The sequence below is a fragment of the Serinicoccus chungangensis genome, assembly GCF_006337125.1.
In the GTDB taxonomy this organism is placed as follows: domain Bacteria; phylum Actinomycetota; class Actinomycetes; order Actinomycetales; family Dermatophilaceae; genus Ornithinicoccus; species Ornithinicoccus chungangensis.
Map to the genome: position 1 here is coordinate 995856 of NZ_CP040887.1, position 25529 is coordinate 1021384.

Genomic DNA, 25529 nt, shown 5'->3' on the forward strand with positions numbered 1-25529 from the left:
GAGATCAATGCGCAGGACGACGATCGGCCGCAGCGTCGCGGCCCTGAGCGCGCTGGCGATGCTGGCGGCATGCTCCACCGACGAGTCCCTCGACGAGCCGGCCACCGAGAGCGCCGAGGAGGGCGCGGAGGAAGGTTCCGAGGGCTCCGAGGACGGAGGCGAGGAGGCCGAGGGCGACAGCGACGAGTGGTTCGACCAGGCCGACTACGACGAGCAGTTCGAGCAGCGCTCGGCCACCTTCGAGGGCGACGCCGAGCAGCCGTGGCTGCAGTACATCGACGGCGACATGACCGACACCTCCGAGTTCGCCTCCGACGGTGCCAAGAAGGTCTGCTTCTCCAACGCCAGCATCGACAACCCGTGGCGGCAGACCGGCTGGATCACCATGAACCAGCAGCTCCAGGTGCTCCAGGACGACGGCGTCATCTCCGAGATGGAGACCCGTGACGCGCAGGCCGACGACAACACCCAGATCGCCGACATCGACTACTTCATCAGCGAGGGCAACTGCGACGCCTTCGTCATCTCGCCCAACTCCACCGCCGCGCTCACGCCGGCCGTCGAGCGGGCCTGCGACACGGGCCTGCCGGTCGTCGTCTTCGACCGCGGGGTGGAGACCGACTGCCCCACCACCTTCATCCACCCCATCGGCGGGTATGCCTGGGGCATCGACACCGCCGAGTTCCTCTCCGAGAACCTCGAGGAGGGCGACAAGGTCGTCGCGCTGCGCATCCTGCCCGGCGTCGACGTGCTGGAGCACCGCTGGGCGGCGGCCGAGCAGATCTTCGAGGAGAACGGCATCGAGGCGGTGGACTACTTCACCGGCGCCGACCCGGCCGAGATCAAGAACATCCTCGCCGACGAGCTGGCCACCGGCGAGGTGCAGGGCGTCTGGATGGACGCCGGTGACGGCGCCGTCGCCGCCATCGAGGCCTTCGAGGACGCCGGCCAGGACTACCCGGTCATGACCGGCGAGGACGAGATGAGCTTCCTGCGCAAGTGGGAGGACACCGGCCTCACCGGCCTGGCGCCCGTCTACTCCAACTTCCAGTGGCGCACCCCGCTGCTCGCGGTGGAGCAGATCTTCGCCGGCGAGGAGGTGCCCACCGAGTGGGTGCTCCCGCAGGTGCCGATCACCGAGGACGAGCGCGCCGACTTCCTCGAGGCCAACGACGGCATGCCCGACGGGCACTACGCCAAGTTCGGCGGCGAGGACCTGCCCGGCTACCCGGACGTCTGGCAGGAGCGGGTCATCCCGTGATGATCGGCGTCAACACCTGGGTCTGGGCGTCGCCGCTGCGCGACGCCCAGGCCCGGGGCCTGCTCGGCCACGTCGCCGACCTCGGCTTCGACGCGGTCGAGCTGCCGCTGGAGCAGCCCGGCGACCTCACCGTCGCCGCCACCCGGGCCGTGCTCGCCGACACCGGGCTCACCCCGTGCGTCGTGGGGGCGATGGCTCCCGGGCGCGACCTCGTGGACGCCGACGCCGCCACGGTCCGGTCCACCCAGGACTACCTCAAGGCGTGCGTCGACCTCGCCGAGGGCATCGGCGCGGCCGCCGTGTGCGGGCCGTTCTACGCCGCGACCGGCAGGGTATGGCGCATGTCGCCGCAGCAGCGCCAGGACGCCTGCGCGCAGTGGCGGGACAACCTCGCCCCCGTGGTCGAGCACGCCGCCTCCGCGGGCGTCCGGATCGGCGTCGAGCCGCTCAACCGCTACGAGACCTCGCTGGTCAACACGGTCGACCAGGCGCTCGAGGGCCTCGGCGAGCTGCTGCACGGCCCGCTCGGGGCGCACGTCGGGCTGGCGCTCGACACCTACCACCTCAACATCGAGGAGCGGGACTCCGCCGCGGCGGTCCGGCGCGCCGGCGACCACCTCGTGCACGTGCAGGTCTGCGGCAACGACCGCGGCGCCCCCGGGGGCGACCAGACCGACTGGCCGGCGATCCTCGACGCGCTCACCGACGTGGGCTACGCCGGGCCGCTGGTCATCGAGTCCTTCACCGCCGACAACGACACCATCGCCACCGCCGCCTCGATCTGGCGGCCGCTGGCGCCGACCCAGGACGACCTGGCCGCCGACGGCCTCGCCTTCCTCCGCCGCCTCACCCAGGGGGAGTCCCATGCCTGACCGCAGCAGCACCGGCGCCACCACGGCGACCGTCGACCGGGCGGCCTCCCCGCAGCCCTCCGCCGCCCCGGCGCCCCGTGCCGCCGCGCCCGACCCCGCCGCGACCCTCGGCGTGGCCGTCGTCGGCTACTCCTTCATGGGGCAGGCCCACTCCAACGCCTGGCGCAACGTCAACGCCTTCTACGACGACCTCCCGCAGGTCCGCATGCAGACCCTCGTCGGGCGGGACGCGGCCCGGGTGGGCGCGGCCGCCGAGCAGCTCGGCTGGGCCGACGCCGCCACCGACTGGCGGGAGGTCCTGGAGCGCGACGACGTCGACGTCGTGGACGTGTGCACCCCCGGCCACCTGCACGCCGAGGTGGCGCTCGCCGCGCTCGCCGCCGGCAAGCACGTGCTCGTCGAGAAGCCGCTGGCCAACACGGTGGCCGACTGCGACCGGCTCGTCGAGGCGGCCGGGGCGCCCGGCGCCGGCCGGTCGATGCTGGGCCACAACTACCGCCGGGTGCCCGCCCTGGCGCTCGCCCGCGACCTCGTCGAGCAGGGCCGGGTCGGGACGGTGCGCCAGGTGCGGCTGTCCTACCTCCAGGACTGGCTGGCCGACGACCAGGCCCCCATGAGCTGGCGGCTGCGCAAGGACACCGCCGGGTCCGGGGTGCTCGGCGACCTCGGCTCCCACGCCGTGGACCAGCTGCGCTTCCTCCTCGGCGAGGAGGTCACCCGCGTCACCGGCCACCTGCGGACCTTCGTCACCGAGCGACCGTCCGCCGACGGCGACCACCGCGAGGAGGTGGACGTCGACGACGCGGCCTGGGCCACGCTGCATACCTCGTCGGGGGCGGTCGCCAGCCTCGAGGTGAGCCGCATGGCCACCGGCCGCAAGAACGCGCTGCAGATCGAGGTCTACGGCTCGGCCGGGTCGCTGCGCTTCGACCTCGAGCGGCTCAACGAGCTGGTGGTGACCGGCGCCGGCGGGGGAGCGGAGACGGTGCTCGTCACCGAGCCCGAGCACCCCTACGTCGGCGCCTGGTGGCCGGCCGGGCACGTGCTCGGCTGGGACAGCACCTTCACCAGCCAGGCCGCGGACTTCCTGCGCGCCATCGCCACCGGCGAGCAGATCCACCCCAGCTTCGCCGACGGCCTCGCGGTCCAGCGGGTGCTGGAGGCCATCGAGACGAGCAGCGGGCGCGGCGGCACACCCGTCGACCTCCCCGCCTGACACGCTGAGCACGCGAGCGAAGGAGACGCACATGGCACGCAGGTTCACCCTCTTCACCGGCCAGTGGGCCGACCTCACCCTCGAGGAGGTTGCCGGGCTGGCGGCCGGCTGGGGCTACGACGGCCTCGAGATCGCCGTGTCCGGGGAGCACCTGGACGCCTGGCGCTGGGACGACGAGGAGTACGTCGAGGGGCGGCTGGAGATCCTGCGCCGCCACGGCCTCGGCGTCTGGGCGATCTCCAACCACCTCAAGGGTCAGGCCGTCTGCGACGACCCCATCGACGAGCGGCACCGCTCCATCGTCGGGGCCAAGGTGTGGGGCGACGGCGACCCCGAGGGCGTGCGGCAGCGCGCGGCCGAGGAGCTGCAGCACACCGCCCGGCTGGCGCAGCGCATGGGCGTGGACACCGTCGTCGGCTTCACCGGCTCCTCGATCTGGCCGTACGTCGCGATGTTCCCGCCGGTGCCGGCCGACCGGATCCAGGCGGGCTACCAGGACTTCGCCGACCGGTGGAACCCCATCCTCGACGTCTTCGACGAGTGCGGCGTCCGCTTCGCCCACGAGGTGCACCCCAGCGAGATCGCCTACGACTACTGGACGACCGTGCGCACCCTGGAGGCGATCGGCCACCGTGAGGCCTTCGGGCTCAACTGGGACCCGAGCCACATGATGTGGCAGGACATCGACCCGGTCGCCTTCATCACCGACTTCGCCGACCGCATCTACCACGTGGACTGCAAGGACACCCGGATGCGGGTCGGCGGCGGACGCAACGGGCGGATGGGCTCGCACCTGCCGTGGGGCGACCAGCGCCGCGGCTGGGACTTCGTCTCCGCCGGGCGCGGTGACGTGCCGTGGGAGGACTGCTTCCGGGCGCTCGCCGGGGCGGGCTACGAGGGGCCGATCTCGGTGGAGTGGGAGGACGCCGGGATGGACCGCCTGCACGGCGCCAAGGAGGCGCTGGACTACCTGCGCGCCCTCGACTTCCCGCCCTCGACCGCCTCCTTCGACGCCGCCTTCGACCAGGGGTAGCGCGGGGGAGGGGCCGGGCCGCCCGTGGCTCCGTCCGCCCGCGCTCCCTCAGGAGGCCTCCCGCCGGGACAGCACCGTCTCCTCGGCGTCCGGGCCGCCGGGGACCGACGGGACCCGCAGCAGCAGGACCAGACCCAGCAGCCACCACAGACCGAAGAGCACCCAGGGCTCGAGCGGCAGCGAGGACGGCATGCCGGGCAGGTAGAGCGAGGCCAGCCCGGCGGCCAGCACCAGCGCCACCACACCGATGACCACGCCCCCGGACCCGGTGCCGCCGATGCGCAGCGGCCGGTCCATCTCGGGCTCGCGCCGGCGCAGCACCAGGAAGGCGACCGTGACGAGCAGGTAGCCGAGCACGATCGAGGGTGACCCGGAGTCGACCAGCCAGCCGAGCGCGTCCGCCCCCAGCCACGGCGCGGCGGCCGACAGCACCCCGATGAAGAGCAGCGCGGCCGTCGGCGTCCGGAACCGCGGGTGCAGACGACCGAACGCCGCCGGCAGCATGCCCGACCGGCCCATCGCGTAGAGCAGCCGGGACCCGCCGATGAGGAAGGCGTTCCACGAGGTGAGGATGCCGGCCAGGCCCCCGGCCACGAGGATCGTCCCGAAGGTCTGCGAGCCCCACAGCGCCGCCATCGCGTCGGCCGTCGCCAGGTCGGAGTCCACGAGCTCCTGGTGGTCCATCGCCAGCCCCGAGGCGCCCACCATGACGATGTAGAACAGGCTGGCCAGCGCCACCGAGAGCACGATGAGCTTGCCGATGAGCGGGAACGGCAGGTCGATCTCCTCGGCCGACTGCGGGATGACGTCGAAGCCGACGAAGAGGAAGGGCACCACCACGAGCACGGCCGCGAAGCCGGCGAAACCCCCGGTGACCAGCGGCTCGGCATACTCCAGCGACCCGCCGACGCCGACCCCCACGAGCATGAGCACGGCGATGATGACGAGGAAGAGCACGATGAAGGTCTGCACGAGCGACGCCGGCCGGATGCCGACGACGTTGATCACGGTGAGCACGACGGCGGCCGCCGTGCCGATGACGCCCCACCCGAGGTAGACGGGCGAGCCGGCCACCGACCACAGCTCCACCGACTCCAGCGCCGGCCAGAGGTATGCCGCGGTGCGGGGCAGCGCGACCGCCTCGAAGGCGGCGATGGTGACGTAGCCGCCGACCAGGGCCCAGGACGCCACGAACGCCCACCGCGACCCCATCGCCCGCATGACGTAGTTGTGCTCGCCCCCCGCGTGCGGCATCGCGGCGACCAGCTCGGCGTACGTCAGCCCGACGAGCGCCATGATGACCCCGCCGACGACGAAGGCCAGCACCGCACCCAGGGTGCCGGCCGCGACCAGCCACTCCCCGGTGAGCACCACCCAGCCGAAGCCGATCATCGCGCCGAACCCGATCGCGAGGGCGTCCCACCGCCCGAGCTGCCGGATGAACCCTTGCTCCGTCTGCGTGCTCATGCCCGCACGCTAGCCCTCCCGGGGAATCTGCGCGGCCCGCCGATGGTTGGAGGCTGCGTGAGCCGCGACCTCGTGTCGCGGCTCTGCTGTTCACCGAACCCCACAGAGGAGCATCAGTGACGACCACCACACCAGCACTCGCCGCTGCATCGGCCGGAGCCGCCTTCGAGCGGGTGCAGATCGAGCGCCGCGACCTGCGACCGGACGACGTGCGCATCGACATCCGCTGGGCCGGCATCTGCCACACCGACATCCACATCACCCGGGAGGAGTGGGGCGGCACGATCTACCCGCTCACCCCCGGCCACGAGATCCTCGGGACCGTGACCGAGGTCGGCCCGGAGGTGACCGCCCACCAGGTCGGTGACGTCGTCGGCGTCGGCTGCCTCGTCGACTCCTGCGGCGAGTGCGCGCCCTGCCAGGACGGCGAGGAGCAGTACTGCCTCAAGGGCGCCGTGCAGACCTACGGCCAGGAGGACTACCACGGGGAGGTCACCAAGGGTGGCTACAGCGGCGAGGTCGTCGTCCGTGACCACTTCGTCGTCAAGATCCCGGACTCCTACGACGAGGCCGACTACGCCGGCGTGACGCCGCTGCTGTGCGCGGGCATCACGACCTACCACCCGCTCAAGGAGGCCGGCGTCGGCCCGGGCTCGCGCGTGGGCGTCATCGGCATGGGCGGCCTCGGGCACGTCGCGGTGAAGATCGCCGCGGCCATGGGCGCCGAGGTCACCGTGCTGAGCCGCACCGACAGCAAGAAGCAGGACGGTATGTCGTTCGGCGCCCAGGATTTCCGCGCCACCCAGGACGGCACGGCGTTCGAGGAGCTCGCCGGCAGCTTCGACCTCCTGGTCAACACCGTCGGCTCGGGCATCCCGCTGGACTCCTACATGGGTCTGCTCGACCGCGGCGGGGTCCTGGCCAATGTCGGCGCCCCGGAGGACTCGCTGCAGGTCAGCGCCTTCTCGCTGCTGGCCAACCGGCGCTCCATCAGGGGCAACATGATCGGCGGCCTGCCCGAGCACCAGGAGATGCTCGACTTCTGCGCCGAGCACGGCATCACCGCCACCGTGGAGGTCATCGACGCCGGCCAGGTCGACGACTACTACGACAAGGTCGTGGCCGGGGACGTGCGCTACCGCGCCGTCATCGACACGGCGACGCTGGCGGGCTGACCGCCCCCACGGCATACCCCGGGCGCCCGCACCGACACGGTGCGGGCGCCCGGGGTCGTCGTGCTGAGGTGGGTCACACGACGACCTGGGGCCACAGCATCATCCGCGCCATTCCGGCCACCCGCCGGCGGCTCTGCTGGTCGGGCTCTGCGCGCAGCAGCTTCAGCCCGGACGCGTCCGAGAGCGTTCGCCAGACCGGGCGGCACCACTCAATGGCGTGGTGCGGGTCGACCCCTCGTGACGTGGTCCGGAGGCCGCAGCGGGTCATGAGGTCCGCCACCGGGACCCGGTGGTCGTAGCCGGTCTCGCCGGTCGCCGCGCTCACCAGCGCGAAGAGCGCCATCGCCGCCTGCACCAGATCGTTCTTGTCGGCGCCCACCCGCCCGGCGACGTGCTGCACGAGGTCCGCGTCGTCGGTCAGGGCTGCAGCCGCCCGGGTCCGCAGCAACCGGCCCCGGTACTTGCGCAGCAGCCCCACCCGCTGGCAGCGCGCCCGGAGGTCCGCGACGGGGGCGGTCTGGTCCTCGCGGTTGCCCGTGCCGATCCATCCGTCCTCGAAGCCGAGGTCGCGGTAGATCTGCTCCACGACCGCCGGCTTCATCCACCCCGCCTGGGTGAGGGGTATGCCGTCGTCCCCGGCCAGGTCGACCAGGTAGCGGTAGGGGCGGGCCAGGGTGGCGAGGTCCTCCGCCGTGAGGTCGCCGTACTTGCTGGCGTCCCGCGCCGTCCGGGTCAGCTCGGCCAGCTCGCCGAGCACGTCCGGCAGGGCCAGGTCCAGCAGCGGCTCCAGGGCCGACGGCCACTCCACCGCGTCCTCCCCCGAGGCGAGCGACTCCATCAGCTCGGCCTGCGTCATACCGGCGATCCGCAGCCGCTCGTTGACCGAGGCGACGTCCTCCTCGAAGGGGTCCCACCCGGGTGGCACCCAGGCGCGCATCTGCGGGTCGAGCGCTGCGACACCGCCGGCCCGAAACGCGTCGACCAGCTCCTGGTGTCCGGGCGGCCCGCCGCAGTCCTCGAGCGGACCGGCCATGCGAGCGGCGGTGCACACCGCGTCCTCGACCTCGGCGTCGTCGTCCAGCGTGACGACCTTCTCGAGCTTGAGGGTGCAGGTCCAGTCATCTCCGAAGTCGTAGGTGTAGAACAGCCGGTCACCCGGTTGGCGCAGCACCTGGTCGAGGCGCACCTCGACCTCGGGCTGCATGCCCTCGTCCTCGGGCTCGATCTCGTCCAGCTCGGTGGTGAAGAACGGCCCGGTCCAGATGCGCTTGGCCGGTCCGGGCCAGAACCGGTGCAGGTGCCCGTCCAGCCAGCCGAACGCCGCCTGCAGGATGTGATGCACCTCGCCGAGCTGGAGGTCGCCGCGCAGCTCCAGCCGGCGCCACACCGGCGGCCTGACATCATCGACGTCGACCCGCACGGTCAGGAGCACGTCGTCCTCGGGCGGGTCGGGCAGCACGACCGGCTCCACCCTGGGCCAGCCGAACTCGGGGGCTCCAAGGCCGCCGCTGGCGGCGGCGATCCCGGCGAGCAGCTGGTGCAGCTCGTCCGGCGTCATGCTGGCAATCGCCTGTCGGAGGTCGTCGGGCAGGTCCTGGGCCACGTGCTCTGCTCCTCGCTCGGGGGTCGAGGCGCAGGACCACCCGGTCATCGGTCGGTGCCGAGCCTACGGATCCTCCGGCGAACCCCACCCGCGGCACGCCCTAGTCGGAGCAGATGCCGGGCGAGAAGAAAACGAGCACGCTCGGAACCGCGAGCAACCCATCCCGCCCAGAACCCGCTCAGAACCGCGAGCAGCTCACGGCACCGGCAACGCTCCCGCAGTCAGAACCGCGAGGAGCTCCCGGCGCCGCTGAAGCTGCCGCCGCCGCCGTAGCCGGAGCTCGCCCCGCTCGAGCTGGACCGCGACTGCTCCACGGCGGCGGTGCCGGAGTGCAGGCCGGTCTGGAACGCGCCGAGCGGGTACCAGCCCCAGGACGGGTAGGCCGCGGCGAGGATCGTGGCCTCGGTGCGGCGCTGGGACCGCTCGTCGCGCATCGCCTTCTTCATGGCGACCCGCTCCTCGGGCGTCTTCCCGACCTCCTCCGCGACGGCACCGGCGAGCCGGTCCAGCCGCTCGCTCAACCCGTCGCGGGTGGTCCGCAGCTCGTCCAGGGCGTCGTCCGGGGAGACCTCCTGCGCCTCCAGCTGCCCGCGCAGCTGGTCCAGGCGGGCCAGGGCGCCGGACGCGAACTCCCGGAGCTCGGCGACCTCGGGCAGCCCGCGCGCCTCGTCCGGCACGTCCGTGGCGATCACCGCGTCGACCTGCTCGAGGTCCTCGCGCAGCGGCGCCTCCTGGCGGGTCCACGCCTCCGACCAGGCACGTTCGCGGGTCAGGAAGGTCGCCGTGTCGGCGATGACGTCGTCGAGGTGGTCCAGCTCCAGGGCCTTGTCGCGGTATGCCGTGAGCCGGGTCTGCGACGCCTTCCGGTTGTACGACGACTCCGGGATGGCGCGCGCCTCGTTGCCGAGCTCGGTGAGCTCGCGCACCCCGCGGGTGAACTCGTCGTAGCGGCGCAGGACGCGCCCGCCGTAGCGGGAGTCCTCGGGGATGAGCCGGGCGTGCAGCTCGGTGGCGTCCATCTCACCGACGACCGAGGCCATCCGGCGGTCGCCCTCGGCGCGCATGTCGCGGCTGACCCGGGCGCGGTGGACGCCGACGCCCAGCCAGGTGCCCGCGCCGACGGCGGTGAGCAGCGACAGCAGCCCGGCCAGGACGACCCCGCCGGCCGACCTCATGAAGGGCTGCTCGATGCGCGCCGCCCCCGCCTCGAGCCCGGCCAGCGTGCCGTCCGTCCAGTCGGCCGCGCGGAAGTCGTCCTTGGCGGCGTCCTGGATCTGCAGCTGCTCCTCCTGGGGGACCTCGCGGTTCTCCCCGAAGTAGGTGCCCACCAGTCTCCCCTCGGGATCGACCGCGAAGACGAACAGGTCGTCGGCCCAGGTCTGCCCGTCCGGCGAGAGCCACTCGGTGCGCTCGGATCGCGCGTGCTCGAGCACGGCCGTGTTGAGCGCCAGGTCGTCGGTCCGCGCCGCCTCGCCCCCCAGGGTGCTGAAGACGGCGACATCGGTCGGCTCGTGGAAGCGCAGCCCCTCCACGCCGGCCTCCAACGCCGACAGGTCCAGGACCTGCGCGTCGTCGTCGACGACCAGGCTGCTCGCGACGTGCTCGGGGGACTGCGTGGCCCAGAGGCCGACGCTCGTCCCGACCACCCCCAGCAGCGCGACACCGCCCACCACGGCCCGGTGCACGTTCGACATGTCCCCTCTTCCCTCCGGCACCCCGGCCGGCCGATCGACGGCAGCTCCTACCGTACCGACGCCGCCGCGCCGGCCGAGGTTCCGGTTCCCTGCCGGCAGCCGGGTGGGGCGGCCGCCCGGGCGCGGGAGGCGGGGGCGGGCCGCTAGGTTGGGAGCCTGAAGCCACCTGCACGAGAGGACGCCAGCATGGTCACCGACCCCGGACCCCGGCCGAACGCCTTCGACATCGAGACCGCGACGAGGGACACCACGACATACCGCACGGTGGCCTGGACCGGGAAGTACCTCCAGGTCACCCTCATGTCCATCCCGCCCGGGCAGTCGATCGGCCTCGAGGCCCACCCGGAGACCGACCAGTTCCTGCGGGTGGACGCCGGCCAGGGCCGGTGCGTCATGGGTCCGGCCGAGGACGACCTCGACTTCACCCAGGACGTCTCCGACGGGTGGTCGATCCAGGTCCCGGCCGGGGCCTGGCACGACGTCATCAACACCGGGGACGAGCCGCTGCAGCTGTATGCCGTCTACGCCCCGTCCCACCACGCGCAGGGCATCGTGCAGCAGACGTCCGAGGACGCCGAGGCGGACGAGGACTCGGGCCGGGACGTGCCCCCGGAGTGGACGGTCCAGCCGGGCAGCGGCGAGGACGACCTCAAGGCCTGAGTCGACGGGCGCCGGGCGGTCGGCCGGCGCCGGCGCGATCGTGGGGGCCCACCCTCGTGCGGGGTGGACCGTTCCACGGTGCGCGGGTGCGGCGGGCGGGGGAGGATCGAGGCATGGCCCAGAAGACCGACCAGCTGACCTTCGACGACCCGACCACCCGCCACCCGCGCCTCTCCCCGCCCGAGCAGGACCAGCCCATGCCCGGGCTGGACGCCGAGCTCGACCCCCCGGCCGACCGGGGCGAGACGTCATACCGCGGCACCGGCCGCCTGCAGGGCCGTCGCGCGCTCATCACCGGCGGTGACTCCGGCATCGGCGGGGCCGTGGCGATCGCCTACGCCCGCGAGGGCGCCGACGTCGCGATCAACTACCTCCCCGACGAGCAGGAGGACGCAGACCGGATCCGGGAGCTCGTCGAGGCGGAGGGCCGCACGTGCGTGCAGCTGCCCGGCGACGTCACCAACAAGGAGACCTGCCAGCGGCTCGTCGAGCAGGCGGTGGAGCAGCTCGGCGGGCTCGACGCACTCGTCGTCAACGCCGGCAAGCAGGTCAGCACGCCCTCCATCGAGGAGATCAGCGACGAGCAGTTCGACCTCACCGTCAAGACCAATGTCTACGCGATGTTCTGGATCTGCCGGGCTGCGGTCCCGCACCTGGAGGCCGGGTCGACGATCATCCTGTCCAGCTCCGTCCAGGCCTACAGCCCCAGCGAGCACCTGCTGGACTACGCCATGACCAAGAGCGCCATGAACACCTTCGGCAAGGGCCTGGCCAAGCAGCTCGCGCCGAAGGGCGTGCGGGTCAACGTCGTGGCGCCGGGCCCCATCTGGACCCCGCTGCAGGTGGTGCAGGGCCAGCCCAAGGAGGCCATCCCGGAGTTCGGCCTCGGGCAGCCTCTGGGGCGCGCGGGCCAGCCGGTCGAGCTCGCCCCGGCCTACGTCTTCCTCGCCTCGCCGGAGAGCAGCTACGTCGTGGGCGAGACGCTCAACGTCAACGACGGTGCCGACAGCCCCTGACCGGCGCTCGGGTCAGTCCCGGCGGTAGGGGTCGGTCGGGTCCTGCCCGGGCGGCCGCGGGGGTGACCCCTGACCGTACGGCTGGCCGTACCCCTGCCCCGGTGCCTGCGGGTAGCCGCTGTCCTGCGGCTGGCCGTAGCCCTGCTGCGGGTAGGCGGTGCCGTAGCCGTAGCCCCCGGGCGGCCCGTCCGCGGCCTTCCGGTCCCTGCTTCGGCCGACGAGCCACAGGATGAGCCCGATGCCGGTGAGCAGCAGCAGCGGGATGAGCGCCAGGATGCCCAGGCCTGCGACCGCCAGGCCGATGGTGGCCCCGATGCTGATGCTCGGGGACAGCGACGCGGCGCCGCCCTCGCAGGTGAACGTGTGCTCCCCGGTGGCGGTGGCCTGGTAGGTCCCCACCAGCTGGGCGTCGACCTGCTGGTCACCGGTGTCGAAGGTGCTGTCCTGCGTGAGCGCCGACTCGGTGCCGTCCGGCCCGGTCACCGTGCACGTCGGGGTCTGGCTGCCCTCGGCGGTCACCAGTCGCAGGTCGCCCTCCTCCACGGAGACGGTCGTCTGGCCCCCGTCGATCGGTGTCCCGCCGCCCTGGAGGTCGCTGAACATCCGGGCGCCCTGCACCCCGCCCCAGGCCACGCCGATCCCGACGATGACGGACAGGACGAGGCCGATGATGAACATCCACTTGCCGGCCGTCGTCAGACCGCTGCGTCGCGGTGCCGGAGGGTTCCCGTAGCTCATGGCACGACCTTATCCGCCACGCCCCGGCGTCGCGCGCACCGTGCGCCGCGGGCCTACCGGGCGGGTCGGGGACGACCCGCACCAGCCGGTCACGTACGGGTGGTGTCGTCCTCGTCGTCGTCGACGAAGACCAGCTGCCCGGAGGCGACCAGCTCGGCGATCTGCTCGTCCGACAGCGCGGCCAGCTCCTCGTCGGTGAGATCGACGAACTCGGCGTCGTCGTCCTCGGTGCCGGTGCCGGCCGGCCGCCCGGCCCCCTCGGGCCGGTCCTCGCCGGCCTCGTCCTCCCACCACTCGTCGGCGCCCTCGGCCGGCGGTGCGTCGTCGATGATCTCCTCGCTGTCCTCGCCGCCCTGCGGGGCCCGGACGAGCAGCAGCAGGACGCCGCCGATGAGCACCATCGACAGGCCGACGAAGGTGCCGAGGGTGCCGAGCGCGAGCCCGCCGAGGCGCAGCAGCGCGTTGGCCGGGCCCACCTCGGGGGCCACGACGACGCCGAGGCCCTCGCAGTCGATGCGGTGCTCGCCGGTGTCGGTCGCGGTGAAGTCGCCCACCACCTGGAAGCGGGCCAGCGCCGTGTCGATCCCGACCCGGCTGCCCTGCTCCGCCAGCGTGGTGAACGGCAGCTCGCCGCCGGGCCCGGTGATGGTGCAGGTGATCTGCTCGACCGGTGTCGGGGCGATCTCACCGGGTGCGACGAGGCCGCCGGTGACGTAGAGCGTGCGCTGCGTGCCCTCGGTCAGCGACACCGTGGCGGTGCCGTCGAGGAGCTCGGCCGAGTTGGACTGCAGGTGCTCCAGGAGGGAGCGGGTGGCCCACCCGCCGAGGAGGGTGATGACGAGGGACACGACCGCCAGGAGTCCCCCCAGGCGCAGCAGGTGACGGCCGGAGCGGCGCAGCCGGGCGCGGCTGGTGCGGGTCGTCGGCGCCGGGCGGTCGGAGGGCATGGGGTCGACTCTAGGTGCACCGGCGGTCCGGACGCAGGGTGCGGCACGCCGCCGACCTCGCGCTCAGCCCTGACCGGTCCGCTCGGCCGCCGTCGCCTGCCGCAGCACCAGCCGGGTCCACGCCCCGACGTAGATGCGGTCGTCCCGGTCGATCTCGACCCGCTGGCCGGGGGTGAGGGCCTGCGTCGGCAGCGGTTCGCCCACGACGCCGACGTAGGTGCCGTTGCTGCTGCCCAGGTCCTCGATCCACCACCGGGTCCCGTCGCTGGTCAGCTGGGCGTGACGACGTGAGACGGCGCTGTCGGCGCCGGCGTCCACCTCCGGCCGCACGCCGAGGCTGCCCGAGGGCCGGCCCACCATGACGACGCTGCGGCGCACGACCACGACGTCCGGCACCCCGGCGCTGGGGCACGCCTCCGCGGTCTGCTGCACGGCATACCAGTCGGGGTCCACCCAGACCTCCACCACCCAGGTGTCCGCCAGGTCGCGCGAGGGCGGGGTATGCCGTGGCCTCGCGTGCGCGGCCGAGCCCGGGTCTGCGGGTGTCGGGGGCGTCCCGGTCGCCGCGGCGGGTCCCTGGGGCTCCGGCCCGGGGGTCGGCTCCGCTGCCGCGCTCGCAGCGGGCTCCGGCTCGGGTGTGGCCGCCGGCTCCGCCTCGGGGGTCGGGTCGTCCTCGCCGTGCGCCTCGGGCGCGACCGCCGTGTCTACCTCCGGCTCGGGCTCGGCTGCGACCGCGGGGTCCTCCTCGGGCTCGGGCTCGGGTGCGGCCGCCGGGTCCGCCTGGGGGGTCGGGTCGGCCTCGCCGTCCGGCTCGGGCTCCCCGCCGGGCTCCGGCTCGGGCTCGGCGCCGAGCGGGAGGGCGCCCGTGGTGAAGTCGTAGCCGCACGCCTCGCAGAAGAGGGCGTCCGCGACGTTGACACCGCCGCAGTGCGGGCAGGTCTGGGTCTGGGCGACCGGCTCGTCGAGGTCGAGGACCGAGCCGCCCGCCGCCGGGGCCGGAGCGCCCACGGCACCGGCACCGGACGGGTCGGGCGACCCCGTCGGCGCCGCGCCGATGGGTGCGCCGCAGGTGTCGCAGTAGTCGGTGGCCTCGCTGTCGTGGCCCTCGGGGCACCGCACCATCAGCTGGGCCGCACCCGGGTCGTCTTGGTGGACGCGGTGTCCAGCTCCATCTCGTCGAGCTTGTCGACGTGCCGGCGCAGGCGCACGCGACCGGTCGCGGCGTCCTCGATGTCGACCACCCGCGACAGCCGTGACGTCGCCCCGTCGTCACCGGTCTCCCGGGCCAGCTGCACCGCGCGGCCGAGCCGGGAGGTGGCGGTCACGTCGTCGCCCATGGCCTTGGCCCGCAGCCCCTCCTGGATGGCCGAGGCCAGCTCGGTCTGGCCGGTGTAGTGCGCGACCTCCGGGCTGATCTGGGCCGTGAGCACGTCGTCCGCCGACCAGGCGGCCTTGACGAGGCCCTGCGCGCGGACCTCGCCGCCCACGACGAGCTGCACGCGCGAGGCCAGCTGCTCCTGGCCGACCGCCTTGGGCGCCAGGCGCACCGCGACGTGGTAGTCGCGGGTCTCGTCGCCCCAGGCGCCGGTGTCGTAGCCACCGGTGAGCGCGTTGACCTCGACCCGGCGGCCGGAGAGGTCCTCCAGCGTGGGGCTCACCTGCTTGACGAAGAGCACCTCGGCGCCCTGGGGGGCCCACACGCGCAGCTGCGCGTCGCTGACCCCCTTGCCCATGGAGGACGCCATGAGCGCGGCGAAGTCCTCGCTCAGCCCGTCCCAGGTGCGGATGAGGTCGACGCTGCCGAGCAGGGTCTCGGCGATGCGGCGGACCTCGGCCACCTGCCAGGCGGCACCGAGCCCGCGGCAGTCGACCTGGAACCGGCCGCGCACCTGGTCCAGCGCCCAGCTCAGCTCCTGCGGGGTCTCGTGCTGGTTCGCGCCGTCGGTGAGCAGGATCGCGTGCCGCTTCGACAGCGACGGGACCGTCGCGAAGAGCTGGCCGGCCGCCAGCAGCCAGCGGCCCATCGCCGTCCCGCCGCCCGGGGCCAGCCGCTGCAGCGACCGCTTGGCCTCCAGGCGGGTCTGCGCCGACATCCGGGCCATGGCCGCCGACGTGCCGGTCGGGTAGCACAGTGCCGCCTCGTGGTTGCCCGCCACGATGGCGAACCAGACCCCGTCCACGATCTCGTCGAGCGCGGCGGACGCGGCATACGCCGCCGCCTGCACCCCCTGGACGTCCATGGAGCCCGAGACGTCGACGATGATGACCTCGCCGGCGTCGCCGCCGGAGCCGCCCCCGACGCCCGGTCCGCCCCAGGCGACCACCTCGCCGGCCCCGGAGCAGGTGACCGAGACGATGGCGTGCACGTCGGTGCCCCCGTCGGGGAGGAACTCGTTCTGGTGGACGGTCGAGGTGAACTCAGCCATGGGCACCATCCTGCCTCGCGTCCCCGCAGCGGGCGAGGGCGACCGTGATGTTGTCGGCGCCGCCCTGCTCGTTGGCCCAGTCCACCAGGCCCTGGGCGAGGGCGGCGGGCGAGTGCCCGGCCCGGGCGGCGACCGAGCGGACGACGGCGGCGAGGTCGGCCGGGTCGGAGGCGTAGTTCCACAGGCCGTCGCTGGCGAGCAGCAGCCAGCCGGGGGCGGCGACGTCGTGCGTCGCGGTGCCGGGCCGGTGGTCGGGGGAGTCCGGGCCCAGCCACCGGGTGATGGTGTGCGCCAGGGGGCCGGCCTCGGCCTCGGCCCGGGGTATGCCGGCGCGCACCTGCTCCTCGGCCATCGAGTCGTCGCTGGTGAGCCGGTGCGGCTCCCCGGCGTCGGGCAGCCAGTAGGCCCGGCTGTCACCGATCGAGGCGATGCTGGCGCGGCCGTCCTCGACCACGGCGCTCACGTAGGTGCACGACGGGGAGTCGCGGTGGCTCTCGGCGGCCACCGCGGCGACGGCGTCCGCTGCGGCCCGCGCCGCCCGGTCGTGCCGCCCCTCGGGGTCCCCGGGGCCCCGCAGCTGCTCCAGCGCGGCCTCGGCCGCCGCCAGGCTCGCCTCGGCCGAGCGCGGGGCGCTGGACACCCCGTCGCAGACGACGAGCACGGCCCGCCCGGGCTCGTCGTCGTCGGCCCACAGCGCCATCGCGTCCTCGTTGTCGCGGTGCCGCCGGCCGCGGTCGCACACCCCGGCCACCGCCGCCGAGGGTGCGGACGTGACGTGGTGACGCGGGTCGGGGCGGCGCTCCCCGCAGCGCGTGCACCACCCCTCCTCGTCGAAGCCGCCGCCGCAGGACGCGCAGGTGCCGTGGTCGGCCTCGGGCGTGGGTGCGGCGGCCGGGGGCAGCTCGCCGTCCAGCACCAGCATCGGCTCCGGCAGCGGCGGAGGCCCGTCGCTGAACGGTTCCGGCTCCTCCTCCGGCGCACCGTCCCCCGGGGGCGGCCCGGGCGCGGGGATCGGGGCGGTCGGGTCGTCCGGCAGCGGGGCCGTGGTCGGGTCGCTCATGTCCAGCTCCAGGGACGGACCGCGTTGGCGCGGTCGATGAGCCCGGCCCGCTCCTGCGGGTCGGGGGTGTAGTCGGCGAGGACGCGGTACTCCCGCTCCAGGGCGCGCTGCAGCGCGTCGCGGGTGACGGGGACCTCACCCACCCGCCAGTCCGGCTTCGGGCCGTGCTCGGTCACCTGGGCGAGCGCCTGCTCGTAGATGACCGCGTTGAACTGCGCGCGCTGGCGCGGGTCGAGGGTGAGGCGGGTGACCGAGTGCATGGCCTCGCGCAGGTCCGCGAGACCTCCCCGTCGGCGCAGCAGCTCGGCCCGCAGCCAGCGGGCGCGCGGGTGGGCGCGGCTGCTCGCCGGCACCGAGTCGAGGGCGGCGATGGCGCCGTCGACGTCGCCGCGCTGCATCCGCACCCGGTGCAGACCGAAGGCGGCGGGCGCGACGTAGGCCGCGTCCGTGCGCCACGCCCGCTCGTAGTCCAGCTCGGCGGCCTGGTCGTAGCCCGCCAGCTCGGTGGCCAGCGCCAGCGCCATGCGCGGGGCGATCTCGCCCGGGAGGGCGTCCCGCACCGCGGCGAAGTGGCCGCCGGCCTCCTGGGCACGCTCGCGGACGTGCTCCCCCTCGGCCTGGGAGAGCGCCCACAGCCCCCGGACCCACGAGCCCCGCCAGTCCCAGGGGTCCTCGGCGAGCAGCCCGCGCACGGCCTCCTCCACCCACCCGCGCTGACCCATCCGGATGCCGGCGCGGGCCCGGGCGAGGAAGACCTCCGGGGTCTCCTCCGGGGCGCCTCCCAGCGCCTCGTAGGTCGCCTGCGGGTCGTTGGTGCTGCGACCCGAGATCCAGTCGAGCATGGGGTCGGTGTCGTCCCGCTGGAGCTCGGGCAGCTCCCACCACGACAGGGTCTCCCCGGTGGTGACCGGGGGGTCGAAGGCCGGGCTGTGCGCGGAGAGGGTGGCGGGCCGGTCGGTCCCGCTGGCCGCCACGACCTGGCGCAGCACCCCGACGAGCTGGCTGCGCAGCTCCTCCACCGACAGGAAGCGGTCGTTGGGGTCCGGGGCGCAGCACCGCGCGACCACGCGGTAGAAGGCGTCGTGCTCGGTGAAGGCCGGGACCTGGGACAGGGGAGGCAGGGAGTGGACGTACTCGCTCTGGTAGCCGCGGAACTCGAAGGTCAGCACGCAGAGGGTGCGGCCGATGGTGTAGATGTCCGAGGCGACCGAGGGCCCGACCTCGGCCACCTCGGGCGCCTGGTAGCCGACCGTGCCGTAGATGGGGGAGTCCAGGTCGTCCTGCCGGCGCACGCCGCCGAGGTCGATGAGCTTGATGCCGTCGCCCTCGTGGATGAGGTTGTCCGGCTTGAAGTCGCAGTAGAGCAGCCCGAGCTCGTGCAGGTGGGTGAAGGCCGGCAGCACCTCGATGACGTAGGCCAGGGCCTGGTCGACGGGGAAGGGCGCGTAGCGGCCGGCCTGGGCCATCCGGTCCTGCAGCAGCTGCTTGAGCGAGCGGCCTCCCACGTGCTCCATCACCGTGTAGGCGTCCTCGTCGTGCTGGACGGTGTTGTAGATCTCGACGATCAGCGGGTGCTTGACCTGGGCCAGGAACTGCTGCTCGGCGACGGCGGCGTCGAGGGCGTCCTCGTCACCGGTGTTGAGCAGCCCCTTGAGCACGACGAACCGGTCCGACACGTTCTTGTCCCGGCCGAGGTAGATCCACCCCATCCCGCCGTGGGCGAGGGCGCCGACGTTCTCGTACTGGCCCGCCACCAGCTCGCCGGGCTCCAGCTTGGGCGTGAAGGAGTAGGGGGCGCGGCACTGCGGGCAGAAGCCCTGCTGGCGTCCCTCCGCCTGCCCGGCGGCCCGCCCGACGTCGGCGCCGCAGGCGGGGCAGACGCGGCGGTCCTCGGGGACCCGGGGGTCGACCATGAGCTTCTCGGTCGGGTCGGTCACCGGCACGTCCGGCACGTCGGTCAGGCCCAGGCCCAGCCGGGAGCGGCGACCGGCCGCACCGGCACGGCGGCGCCGCACCCGGGCCGCGCGCACGGCCTGCTGCGTCTGACCCGGCGCCGGCGTGGCGACCACCTGCACCGACCCCTGCGCCGGGTCCGCCCCAGCGGACGATGCTGCTCCGGACGTCGTCGGGGCCGCGTCCGCGGCGCGGACCGGGTCCGGGCGCACCGGGGTCGCCTCGATCGGCGCCTGACGCGGCTCGGGGGCACCGCAGACGTTGCACCAGCCGTCCTCGTACTGGCCGGTGCACCCGGGCTCCTGGCACGCGGTCACGGTCGTCCTCCCATCGCGGTGGCGAAGCTCTCCTGCGCCTGGACGAGGGCCTGCAACCGGGTGAGGTCGGTCGGGCGGGTCGCCAGGAGGGCGTCGGTCTGGTCGGCCAGGGCCTCGATGGCCGGCTCGGGCTCTCCCGACGCCTGGGTCAGCCGCCGCCGGACCTGGGCGGCGCGCTCGGTGAGGTCCTCCAGCCGGGTGAGCGCGGCGGCGTACTCGCCCTGCGCGACCGTGAGGGCACGCTCGACGCGCTCCAGCCGCTCCCGGTATGCCGTCAGCTCGGCCGGGTCGCCAGGCACCGGACCCAGGGCGGCGACGTCGGGCACGCCGAGCCGGGGCGCCGGGGTGACCGTGGCGCGGGCGCGGTGGGCCAGCGCGCGGACCGCCTCGCCGCGCGCGGACAGCTCGGCGACCTCCCGGGTGGCCTGGGCGTGGTCGGCCTTGGCGTGCGCCCGGGCCGAGGCGGCGACGATGAGGTCGCGCTCCACGGTGGCCGCCTGCGACTCCAGCGGTCCCAGCAGCCCGCCGACGTCCGCGCCCCGGGCGGCCCGGTCGGTGACCTCGGTGAGCCGCTCGTCCAGCTCGCGGTGCGCCGCGGCCGCCGAGCCGGAGCGGGAGTCCGGGATGAGCGCGACCTGGTCGGCGATCCGCTCCACCTGCTGCCGCAGCGCCCGCAGCCGGCCGGACAGGTCGGGGTCGGCCCCGTCCAGGCGCAGCCGGGAGCGCAGCGACGAGGCCAGCGAGTCCGACAGCCGGCAGGCCTCGGGCAGCGAGACCGCCAGCGACTGGGACCCGCGGGTGCCCGGCTGCTCCAGGCTGCCCCAGACGAGGGTGGTGATCCGTCGTCGCTCCTGCTCGCCCACCCGTCCGCTGTCCCAGGTCGCCTGGATGAGCGCCAGCCGGTCCGCCACGGCCTGCCAGAGGGTCATCGAGAGGGTCACGTCCGGGGTGACCGCGGCCCGTTCGCGGGGGTCGGCGACGGCCAGCGCGGCCTCGTCGAGGGCGGCCAGCTCCGTGCGTCGGCGGTCCTTCCACCGCAGCAGGGCGTCGAGGTAGGCCAGCAGCTCGGTGTCCGGGACGTCCGCCCCGATGCTGCCGGGGGCGAGCGGCGCGGTGGCGTGCGCGGAGCTCACGGCGTCTCCTTCCGGCGGCGGGCCAGCGACTCCGCCCCCAGCCCCGCGAAGGGCAGGAGCACGGCGAGCCCCAGCCCGGCACCCAGCAGCCCGGCGGAGGGACCGGTGGTCGCCTCGACCACCACGGCCTCCCGGGCCGTGACCAGGTCGGCCTCCAGGGGGTCCCGTGCCTCGTCGGCCGCTGCGACGAGGTCGAGGGCGGCCGCGCGCTGCTCCTGCTGGCTGCCGTCCTCCCTGAGGACCCGGCCCAGGTCGGCGCGGGCCTGCGCCACCGTGCCGTCCGGGTCGTCGGCGTCCTCGAGGCCGTAGTGCTGGTTCCAGTAGCCGTACTCGTCGTCCTCGGTCTGCGAGGGGTCCAGCGAGCGCAGCCCGACCAGGACGGACAGGTCGTCCTCGACGACCTGCTGCAGTCCCGTGGGGCGGTCGGCTGCCTCCTCGTGGGCCACCACCGCCCGTCGCCACCCCGGCTGGGTGTCCTGGACGACGAGCAGCGACGTCGACAGGGCCGCCAGCACGAAGAAGGCACCGGCGACCTTGGCCCCTGCGCGCAGCAGCACGACCGCCGCGACGACGAGGAGCAGGGCGCCCGCCCACAGCAGCAGGGTGCCGAGCGCCGACCCGGGCCGCAGCTCCTCCAGCTCGCGCTCCACGTCCCAGGACGAGACGGCATACGCCATGTCCCTCCGCGTGTCCTTCCAGGCGGTGGCCGCACGGACCGGGCTCACCGTGTCGCTGGACAGCGCCGGCTCGGCCTCGGACAGTCGCTCGGCGGCGTAGGGGTCGACCCCGTCCCGACCCAGGACCTCCAGCGCGGCCGTGACGCTGGGCAGCTGCCCGGCGTCGTCCAGCGTCACGGGGTCACCCGTCGCGTAGCTCACCAGCTCGGCGTCGAGGGACGACACGGCATCGCGCAGGTCGGCCTGCGCGGTGTCGAGGACGGTGAACGTCTGCGTCTGCCCCTGCTCGACCCGGTCCGTCGACACCGCGCTGCCGAGCGCCAGGGCGAGCCCGGCACCCAGCGCGAGGGTGGCGGCGAGCCCCAGCCTCGGGACCCTCGTGCTGAGCTCGGCCCGGGCCGCATCGAGAAGCTCGCTGTCGGGGCCGCGGGCGGCCTGGCGGCGAGGCGTCGGGGGGAGGTCGACATGCCGGCCGGAGCGCTCCGCCTCCTTGCGCAGGCGTCGCTCGGTGCGCAGCAGGCGGCGCTCGGCGTCGTCGATCTCCCGCTGACGACGGGCCAGCTCCTGCTCGGCCCGCCGGCGCTCGGCGGCCAGCTGCTCCTCGGCGCGCTCGCGCTCCTCACGGGCTCGCTCGGCCAGCTCGCGGCGGGCCCGCTCCAGCTCCTCCTGCTGCGCGCGCAGCTCCTCGACCGTGGTGTCCTCGACGTCGGGGCGGTCCTCGCCGAGGATGGTCATCGGCGGCAGCTCGGGCTCGTCGTCCCACCGGCGCTCCCCGCTCATCGGTAGTCCCGCAGCCGCTGGGTCACACCGGTCCAGGCGAGCCCGGCCGCCACGACGCCCAGGAGCAGCGCCCCGGCCGCGGTGAGGGCCGCCGGGGCCCCGACACCGGGCTCGACCCGGTCCAGGTCGTCCGTCACGCGGGCGGCCAGGGCGTCCTCCACCTGGGCGTAGGCACCGGTGGTCTCCTGCGGGTCGTCGCCGGCGGCGACCTCGGACCACGCCTGCTCCAGGGCGGGGTCGCCGACCCGGTCCAGCGCCTGGGTCGCCTGGGTCACCTGCTCCTGCGCGTCCACGTCGACGCCGGCGGCCGCGGCGAGCTGCGCGGTCCGCGCCTGGTAGACCTCCTGCAGGGCCGTGGTGGAGGCGCGGGTGTCCTGGACGTACTGGTCGTAGTCCAGCGGGAGGGCGCCGGGGTTCACCGAGAGCCACGTGAGGCCGGCGGTGACGAGGGCCGCGCCGGTGAGAGGGACGTTGACGATGCGGCGGGTGCGCAGCGCCAGCCACACCATGATCCCCACCAGCACGGCCACGCCCAGGGTGCCGACGACCGTGGTCAGCATCGAGCGCGACCCGGTGAGCAGGTCGTCGGCGCGGGCATCCGCGACCTCGGCGACCTGGTCGGTCGCGGACGCCGCCGCGGCGGAGGCGGCGGCATACGTCTCGGTCGACTCCTGGGCCACCGCACGCTCGACCCCCGTGACGAAGGTGCTCCAGTCGCCGGCGGCGCCGCCCGCGTCGTCGCCCGTGCGGCTCAGATCGGTGGCGGCCGCCCGCAGCACCTCGTCGTAGGTCTCCAGCCCCTGCTCGCCCGCGGCGGCCGGGTCGGTGACCCGCTGGGCCGCCAGCAGGTCGGCGCGGGGGATGTCGACCCGGGCCTGCTCCGCAGCCGCCCACTGGTCGGCGACGACGTTGGGCGTGGCGTTGAGCCCGTCCGTCGAGAAGGTCCCGGTGGCGACCACCCCGGTGAGCAGCGCGGCGGCGGCCGCCCCGGCCCGCGCCAGCCGCAGGAGCCGGGGGGTGCTGGAGGTCTCGTCCCGCCGTCGCTGCTGCCGCGCGGACAGGGCGCGGCCGACGGGCTGGCCGGTCGCGGGCTGCGTCTGCGAGGCGTCCGGGGCGGTGCCCGGGGTCGGGGCCGTCGACGCGGTCGGGGCGGGACGGGCGGACGCCGACGACGCTCCCTGCGGGGTGCTCACGCCCGGCCCTGCCCGTCGTCGGTCGTCGGCAGCGGGCTGTCGTGGTGGGCGTCGACGTCCTCCTGCTCGCCGTCGGGGGCCACCGGATCTGGCGCCCCCTCGCCCGTCCCGTCCGCCGCGACGGACAGGTCGACGGCGTCGCGGTCCTCGAAGTCCTCCTGCTGCAGGGTGCGCAGCTCCTCCACCGACGCACCCTCCTCGTCGCGCAGCCGCCAGGCGTGCCGCCCGATGGCCGCCTCCAGCAGGTTGCGCGCGAACCGGCCGTTGCCGAAGCTCGGCCCCCTCGGCGTGGCCGCCAGGATCTCGGTGAACCGGGTGAGGGCCGGCCCGCTCAGGTCGTAGTCCATCTGCGCGGCGAGGTGCTGCAGGATGGCGGCGAGCTCGTCGTCGGTGTAGTCGGCGAAGTCGATGATGGTGCGGAAGCGGCTCTCCAGGCCCGGGTTGGTCGCGATGAAGTCGGCCATCGGGTCGGGGTAGCCCGCGACGATGACCACCAGGTCGTCGCGGTGGTCCTCCATCTCCTTGACGAGGGTGTCGATGGCCTCCTTGCCGTACTGGTCCCCGCCCAGGCTGTAGGCCTCGTCGATGAAGATGACGCCGCCGTGGGCGCTGCCCACCACCTCGGCGGTCTTGGCAGCGGTCTGGCCCAGGTAGCCCGCCACCAGCTCGCTGCGGTCGACCTCGACGAGCTGCCCCTTGCTCAGCAGGCCGAGCGCGCGGTAGATGCCGCCGACCAGCCGGGCCACGGTGGTCTTCCCGGTCCCCGGGTTGCCCACGAAGACCAGGTGCCGGGTGAGCGTGGCGACCTTGAGGCCTGCCTCCTGCCGTCGCGCGTCCATCTTGAGCACCGCGACCTGCCGGTGGATCTCGGCCTTGACCCGCTCCAGCCCGATGAGCTCGTCCAGCTCGGCGAGCAGCTCCTCCACCGAGCGCTCCGGCTCGGCCTCGGCCTCCGGCTCCTCCGGCTGCCCCTCGGTCCCGGCGTGCTCCGGCTCGCCCGCCGGCGGCGCAGCCGGCGGGGGCGGGCCCACCGACGGCGGGCCCACGTCCTGCCCGGCGCCCCCGCCCGGCGTCACCGCCGGCTGGTCCGGGCCGTGCCCCGGCGTCGATCGTGGCTGCCCCAGGAGCTCGCCCAGCCGCGCGGACTGCTCCTGCGCGCGCCGCAGCAGCTCGCTGGACCACGTCTGGAGCTGGCCCGCGTCGAGGGGCGCACCCCCGGCACCCGACGGGACCGCTCCGCCGGAGGGCGGGGTGAGCCCCTCCGTCGCCGTCCCCGCCCCGTGGGCCGGCGCCACGCCGGCGGCCGCCAGCTGGGTGCGTCCCACCGAGGTCGCCTTGCCGACGCTGAGCTGACCTGCTCCCGGCAGGGCGCAGGCCGCCGTCGCGACGTCCGCGAGCGCCTGCGCGTAGCCCGCGGCGCGCGGGCTGCGCTCCGCGACGAGCGTCGAGAGCAGCGGGGTGGGGATGGAGGCATACCTGCGGCCCCGGGGGACCGCGCCGAAGAAGTCGCTCGCCGGTTGCTCGAACGCCCCCGCCCACAGCGTGTGCGCACTGCTCGGCCCGGGCTGCTCCAGCACCGCGGCGGCGATGACCTGCCCCTCCGCTCGTGCCGCGCGCTCGTCCAGGCCCGCCTCCCTGCCGACGCGGGCGAGCACCTCGACCGCGTCACGCACCGTGCCCGTGCTCATCGTGCCCCTCCCTGCGGTGGCGCCAGCGGGCTCACCCCGTCCGACCCGTCGTCCGTGCTCCCCGGTCCGCCGGCCGACCCGCCGGGCGCGGGCACCGGGACGTGCTCCTCCTGGGTGATGCGCAACGAGCCGCCGGCGCCGGAAGAGCCGAACTTCTCGGCGATGAACCGCCCCTGGGCGACGAGCTCCTGGGCGTCCTGGCGGTAGACCGCGTCGAAGACCCGGTCCATCGTCAGCCCGAGCAGGTCGAGCTGGTCCACGAGCACCATGAGCGAGGTCTTGGCGCCGTCGACCGGGCGGGTGTCGGCATACCGGCGGGGGAGGCGCTGGTAGGCCCCGACGGCCTCCGGGAGGTAGTCGGTCGCGGTGGCGACGACGGTGTAGCCCAGGTCGCTGCCGCTGAGCTTCTCCAGCCGCGGGAGGGTGTCGCGCACGGTGTCGATGACGCGCGCACCCCGGGCGACGACGACCGAGGGGAGCGCGCTGGAGCCCAGCAGCTCCTCGGTCGAGCGGAGCGCCTCGTGCACGTCCCGGGCGGTCGGGGGAGCGGGCAGCTCCAGCCGGCCGTCGTCGGGCGCCGGGCGCCCCAGCATCCGGTCCAGGAGGTCGGAGAAGCCCAC

Annotated in this window: 21 protein-coding genes; 7 read left to right on the forward strand and 14 right to left on the reverse strand. The window is 74.5% G+C overall.

The genetic code is table 11. The annotated features are described in order from the left end of the window. The first annotated feature begins 7 nt into the window (after positions 1 to 7). The 4 genes from FHD63_RS04525 to FHD63_RS04540 are packed head-to-tail and all read left to right on the forward strand — an operon-like array spanning position 8 to position 4382. Positions 8 to 1261, forward strand: a complete 1254-nt coding sequence (locus tag FHD63_RS04525) for a substrate-binding domain-containing protein (protein ID WP_139720490.1) — start codon at positions 8 to 10, stop codon at positions 1259 to 1261. Further along, positions 1261 to 2133, forward strand: a complete 873-nt coding sequence (locus tag FHD63_RS04530) for a sugar phosphate isomerase/epimerase family protein (RefSeq protein WP_139722977.1) — start codon at positions 1261 to 1263, stop codon at positions 2131 to 2133. The genes FHD63_RS04525 and FHD63_RS04530 overlap by 1 nt, the downstream gene beginning before the upstream one ends. After that, entirely contained in the window at positions 2126 to 3349 is a 1224-nt protein-coding gene (locus tag FHD63_RS04535) for a Gfo/Idh/MocA family protein (protein WP_139720492.1), read from the forward strand. Before FHD63_RS04530 ends, FHD63_RS04535 begins: the two co-directional genes overlap by 8 nt. Positions 3350 to 3380: 31 nt before the next feature. Then, positions 3381 to 4382: a sugar phosphate isomerase/epimerase family protein gene (locus FHD63_RS04540; RefSeq protein ID WP_139720494.1), complete on the forward strand. Its 1002-nt coding sequence runs from the start codon at positions 3381 to 3383 to the stop codon at positions 4380 to 4382. A gap of 48 nt (positions 4383 to 4430) precedes the next feature. On the opposite strand, the gene FHD63_RS04545 is transcribed toward FHD63_RS04540, so the two are convergent. Then, positions 4431 to 5849: an APC family permease gene (locus FHD63_RS04545; RefSeq protein ID WP_139720495.1), complete on the reverse strand. Its 1419-nt coding sequence runs from the start codon at positions 5847 to 5849 to the stop codon at positions 4431 to 4433. 116 nt (positions 5850 to 5965) lie between these two features. Between FHD63_RS04545 and FHD63_RS04550 the strand changes: the two genes are divergently transcribed. After that, complete coding sequence (locus tag FHD63_RS04550) at positions 5966 to 7024, forward strand: NAD(P)-dependent alcohol dehydrogenase (RefSeq protein ID WP_139720497.1); 1059 nt, start codon at positions 5966 to 5968, stop codon at positions 7022 to 7024. A 73-nt stretch (positions 7025 to 7097) separates the two neighbouring features. Here the strand turns inward: FHD63_RS04550 and FHD63_RS04555 are convergent, their stop codons facing one another. Further along, entirely contained in the window at positions 7098 to 8675 is a 1578-nt protein-coding gene (locus FHD63_RS04555; RefSeq protein WP_139720499.1) for a plasmid pRiA4b ORF-3 family protein, read from the reverse strand. Positions 8676 to 8848: 173 nt separating this feature from the next. Beyond that, positions 8849 to 10321, reverse strand: coding sequence for a DUF5129 domain-containing protein (locus FHD63_RS04560; RefSeq protein ID WP_139720500.1), 1473 nt, complete (start codon positions 10319 to 10321; stop codon positions 8849 to 8851). A gap of 186 nt (positions 10322 to 10507) precedes the next feature. Here FHD63_RS04560 and FHD63_RS04565 point away from each other — a divergent pair, with 186 nt between their 5' ends. Next, positions 10508 to 10981, forward strand: coding sequence for a cupin domain-containing protein (locus FHD63_RS04565; protein ID WP_139720502.1), 474 nt, complete (start codon positions 10508 to 10510; stop codon positions 10979 to 10981). A 113-nt stretch (positions 10982 to 11094) separates the two neighbouring features. Then, entirely contained in the window at positions 11095 to 11997 is a 903-nt protein-coding gene (locus FHD63_RS04570) for an SDR family oxidoreductase (protein WP_139720504.1), read from the forward strand. Positions 11998 to 12009: 12 nt separating this feature from the next. Here the strand turns inward: FHD63_RS04570 and FHD63_RS04575 are convergent, their stop codons facing one another. From FHD63_RS04575 to FHD63_RS04625, 11 genes are all read right to left on the reverse strand, one after another. Beyond that, on the reverse strand, positions 12010 to 12735 hold the full coding sequence (locus tag FHD63_RS04575; protein WP_139720506.1) for a hypothetical protein: 726 nt from the start codon (positions 12733 to 12735) through the stop codon (positions 12010 to 12012). Between the two features lie 89 nt (positions 12736 to 12824). Further along, positions 12825 to 13682 (reverse strand): hypothetical protein, encoded by an 858-nt coding sequence (locus tag FHD63_RS04580; RefSeq protein ID WP_139720508.1) that lies wholly within the window; start codon positions 13680 to 13682, stop codon positions 12825 to 12827. A 63-nt stretch (positions 13683 to 13745) separates the two neighbouring features. Continuing rightward, positions 13746 to 14804, reverse strand: coding sequence for an FHA domain-containing protein (locus FHD63_RS04585; protein ID WP_139720510.1), 1059 nt, complete (start codon positions 14802 to 14804; stop codon positions 13746 to 13748). Next, positions 14804 to 16108 (reverse strand): VWA domain-containing protein, encoded by a 1305-nt coding sequence (locus FHD63_RS04590; protein WP_139720512.1) that lies wholly within the window; start codon positions 16106 to 16108, stop codon positions 14804 to 14806. The genes FHD63_RS04585 and FHD63_RS04590 overlap by 1 nt, the downstream gene beginning before the upstream one ends. Continuing rightward, positions 16101 to 17168 carry a PP2C family protein-serine/threonine phosphatase gene (locus tag FHD63_RS04595; RefSeq protein WP_139720514.1) on the reverse strand — a complete coding sequence of 356 codons (1068 nt, stop codon included), beginning with the start codon at positions 17166 to 17168 and terminating at the stop codon, positions 16101 to 16103. Before FHD63_RS04595 ends, FHD63_RS04590 begins: the two co-directional genes overlap by 8 nt. Next, entirely contained in the window at positions 17165 to 19438 is a 2274-nt protein-coding gene (locus FHD63_RS04600) for a serine/threonine-protein kinase (protein ID WP_139720516.1), read from the reverse strand. Before FHD63_RS04600 ends, FHD63_RS04595 begins: the two co-directional genes overlap by 4 nt. Then, complete coding sequence (locus FHD63_RS04605; protein ID WP_139720518.1) at positions 19435 to 20571, reverse strand: hypothetical protein; 1137 nt, start codon at positions 20569 to 20571, stop codon at positions 19435 to 19437. Before FHD63_RS04605 ends, FHD63_RS04600 begins: the two co-directional genes overlap by 4 nt. Next, the gene (locus tag FHD63_RS04610) at positions 20568 to 22028 is read right to left on the reverse strand and encodes a hypothetical protein (protein WP_139720520.1); all 1461 of its coding nucleotides are present in this window, start codon (positions 22026 to 22028) and stop codon (positions 20568 to 20570) included. Before FHD63_RS04610 ends, FHD63_RS04605 begins: the two co-directional genes overlap by 4 nt. After that, the gene (locus tag FHD63_RS04615) at positions 22025 to 23221 is read right to left on the reverse strand and encodes a hypothetical protein (protein ID WP_139720522.1); all 1197 of its coding nucleotides are present in this window, start codon (positions 23219 to 23221) and stop codon (positions 22025 to 22027) included. Before FHD63_RS04615 ends, FHD63_RS04610 begins: the two co-directional genes overlap by 4 nt. Then, positions 23218 to 24909: an AAA family ATPase gene (locus FHD63_RS04620; RefSeq protein WP_238705765.1), complete on the reverse strand. Its 1692-nt coding sequence runs from the start codon at positions 24907 to 24909 to the stop codon at positions 23218 to 23220. The genes FHD63_RS04615 and FHD63_RS04620 overlap by 4 nt, the downstream gene beginning before the upstream one ends. Further along, positions 24906 to 25529, reverse strand: coding sequence for a hypothetical protein (locus tag FHD63_RS04625; protein ID WP_139720523.1), 624 nt, complete (start codon positions 25527 to 25529; stop codon positions 24906 to 24908). Before FHD63_RS04625 ends, FHD63_RS04620 begins: the two co-directional genes overlap by 4 nt.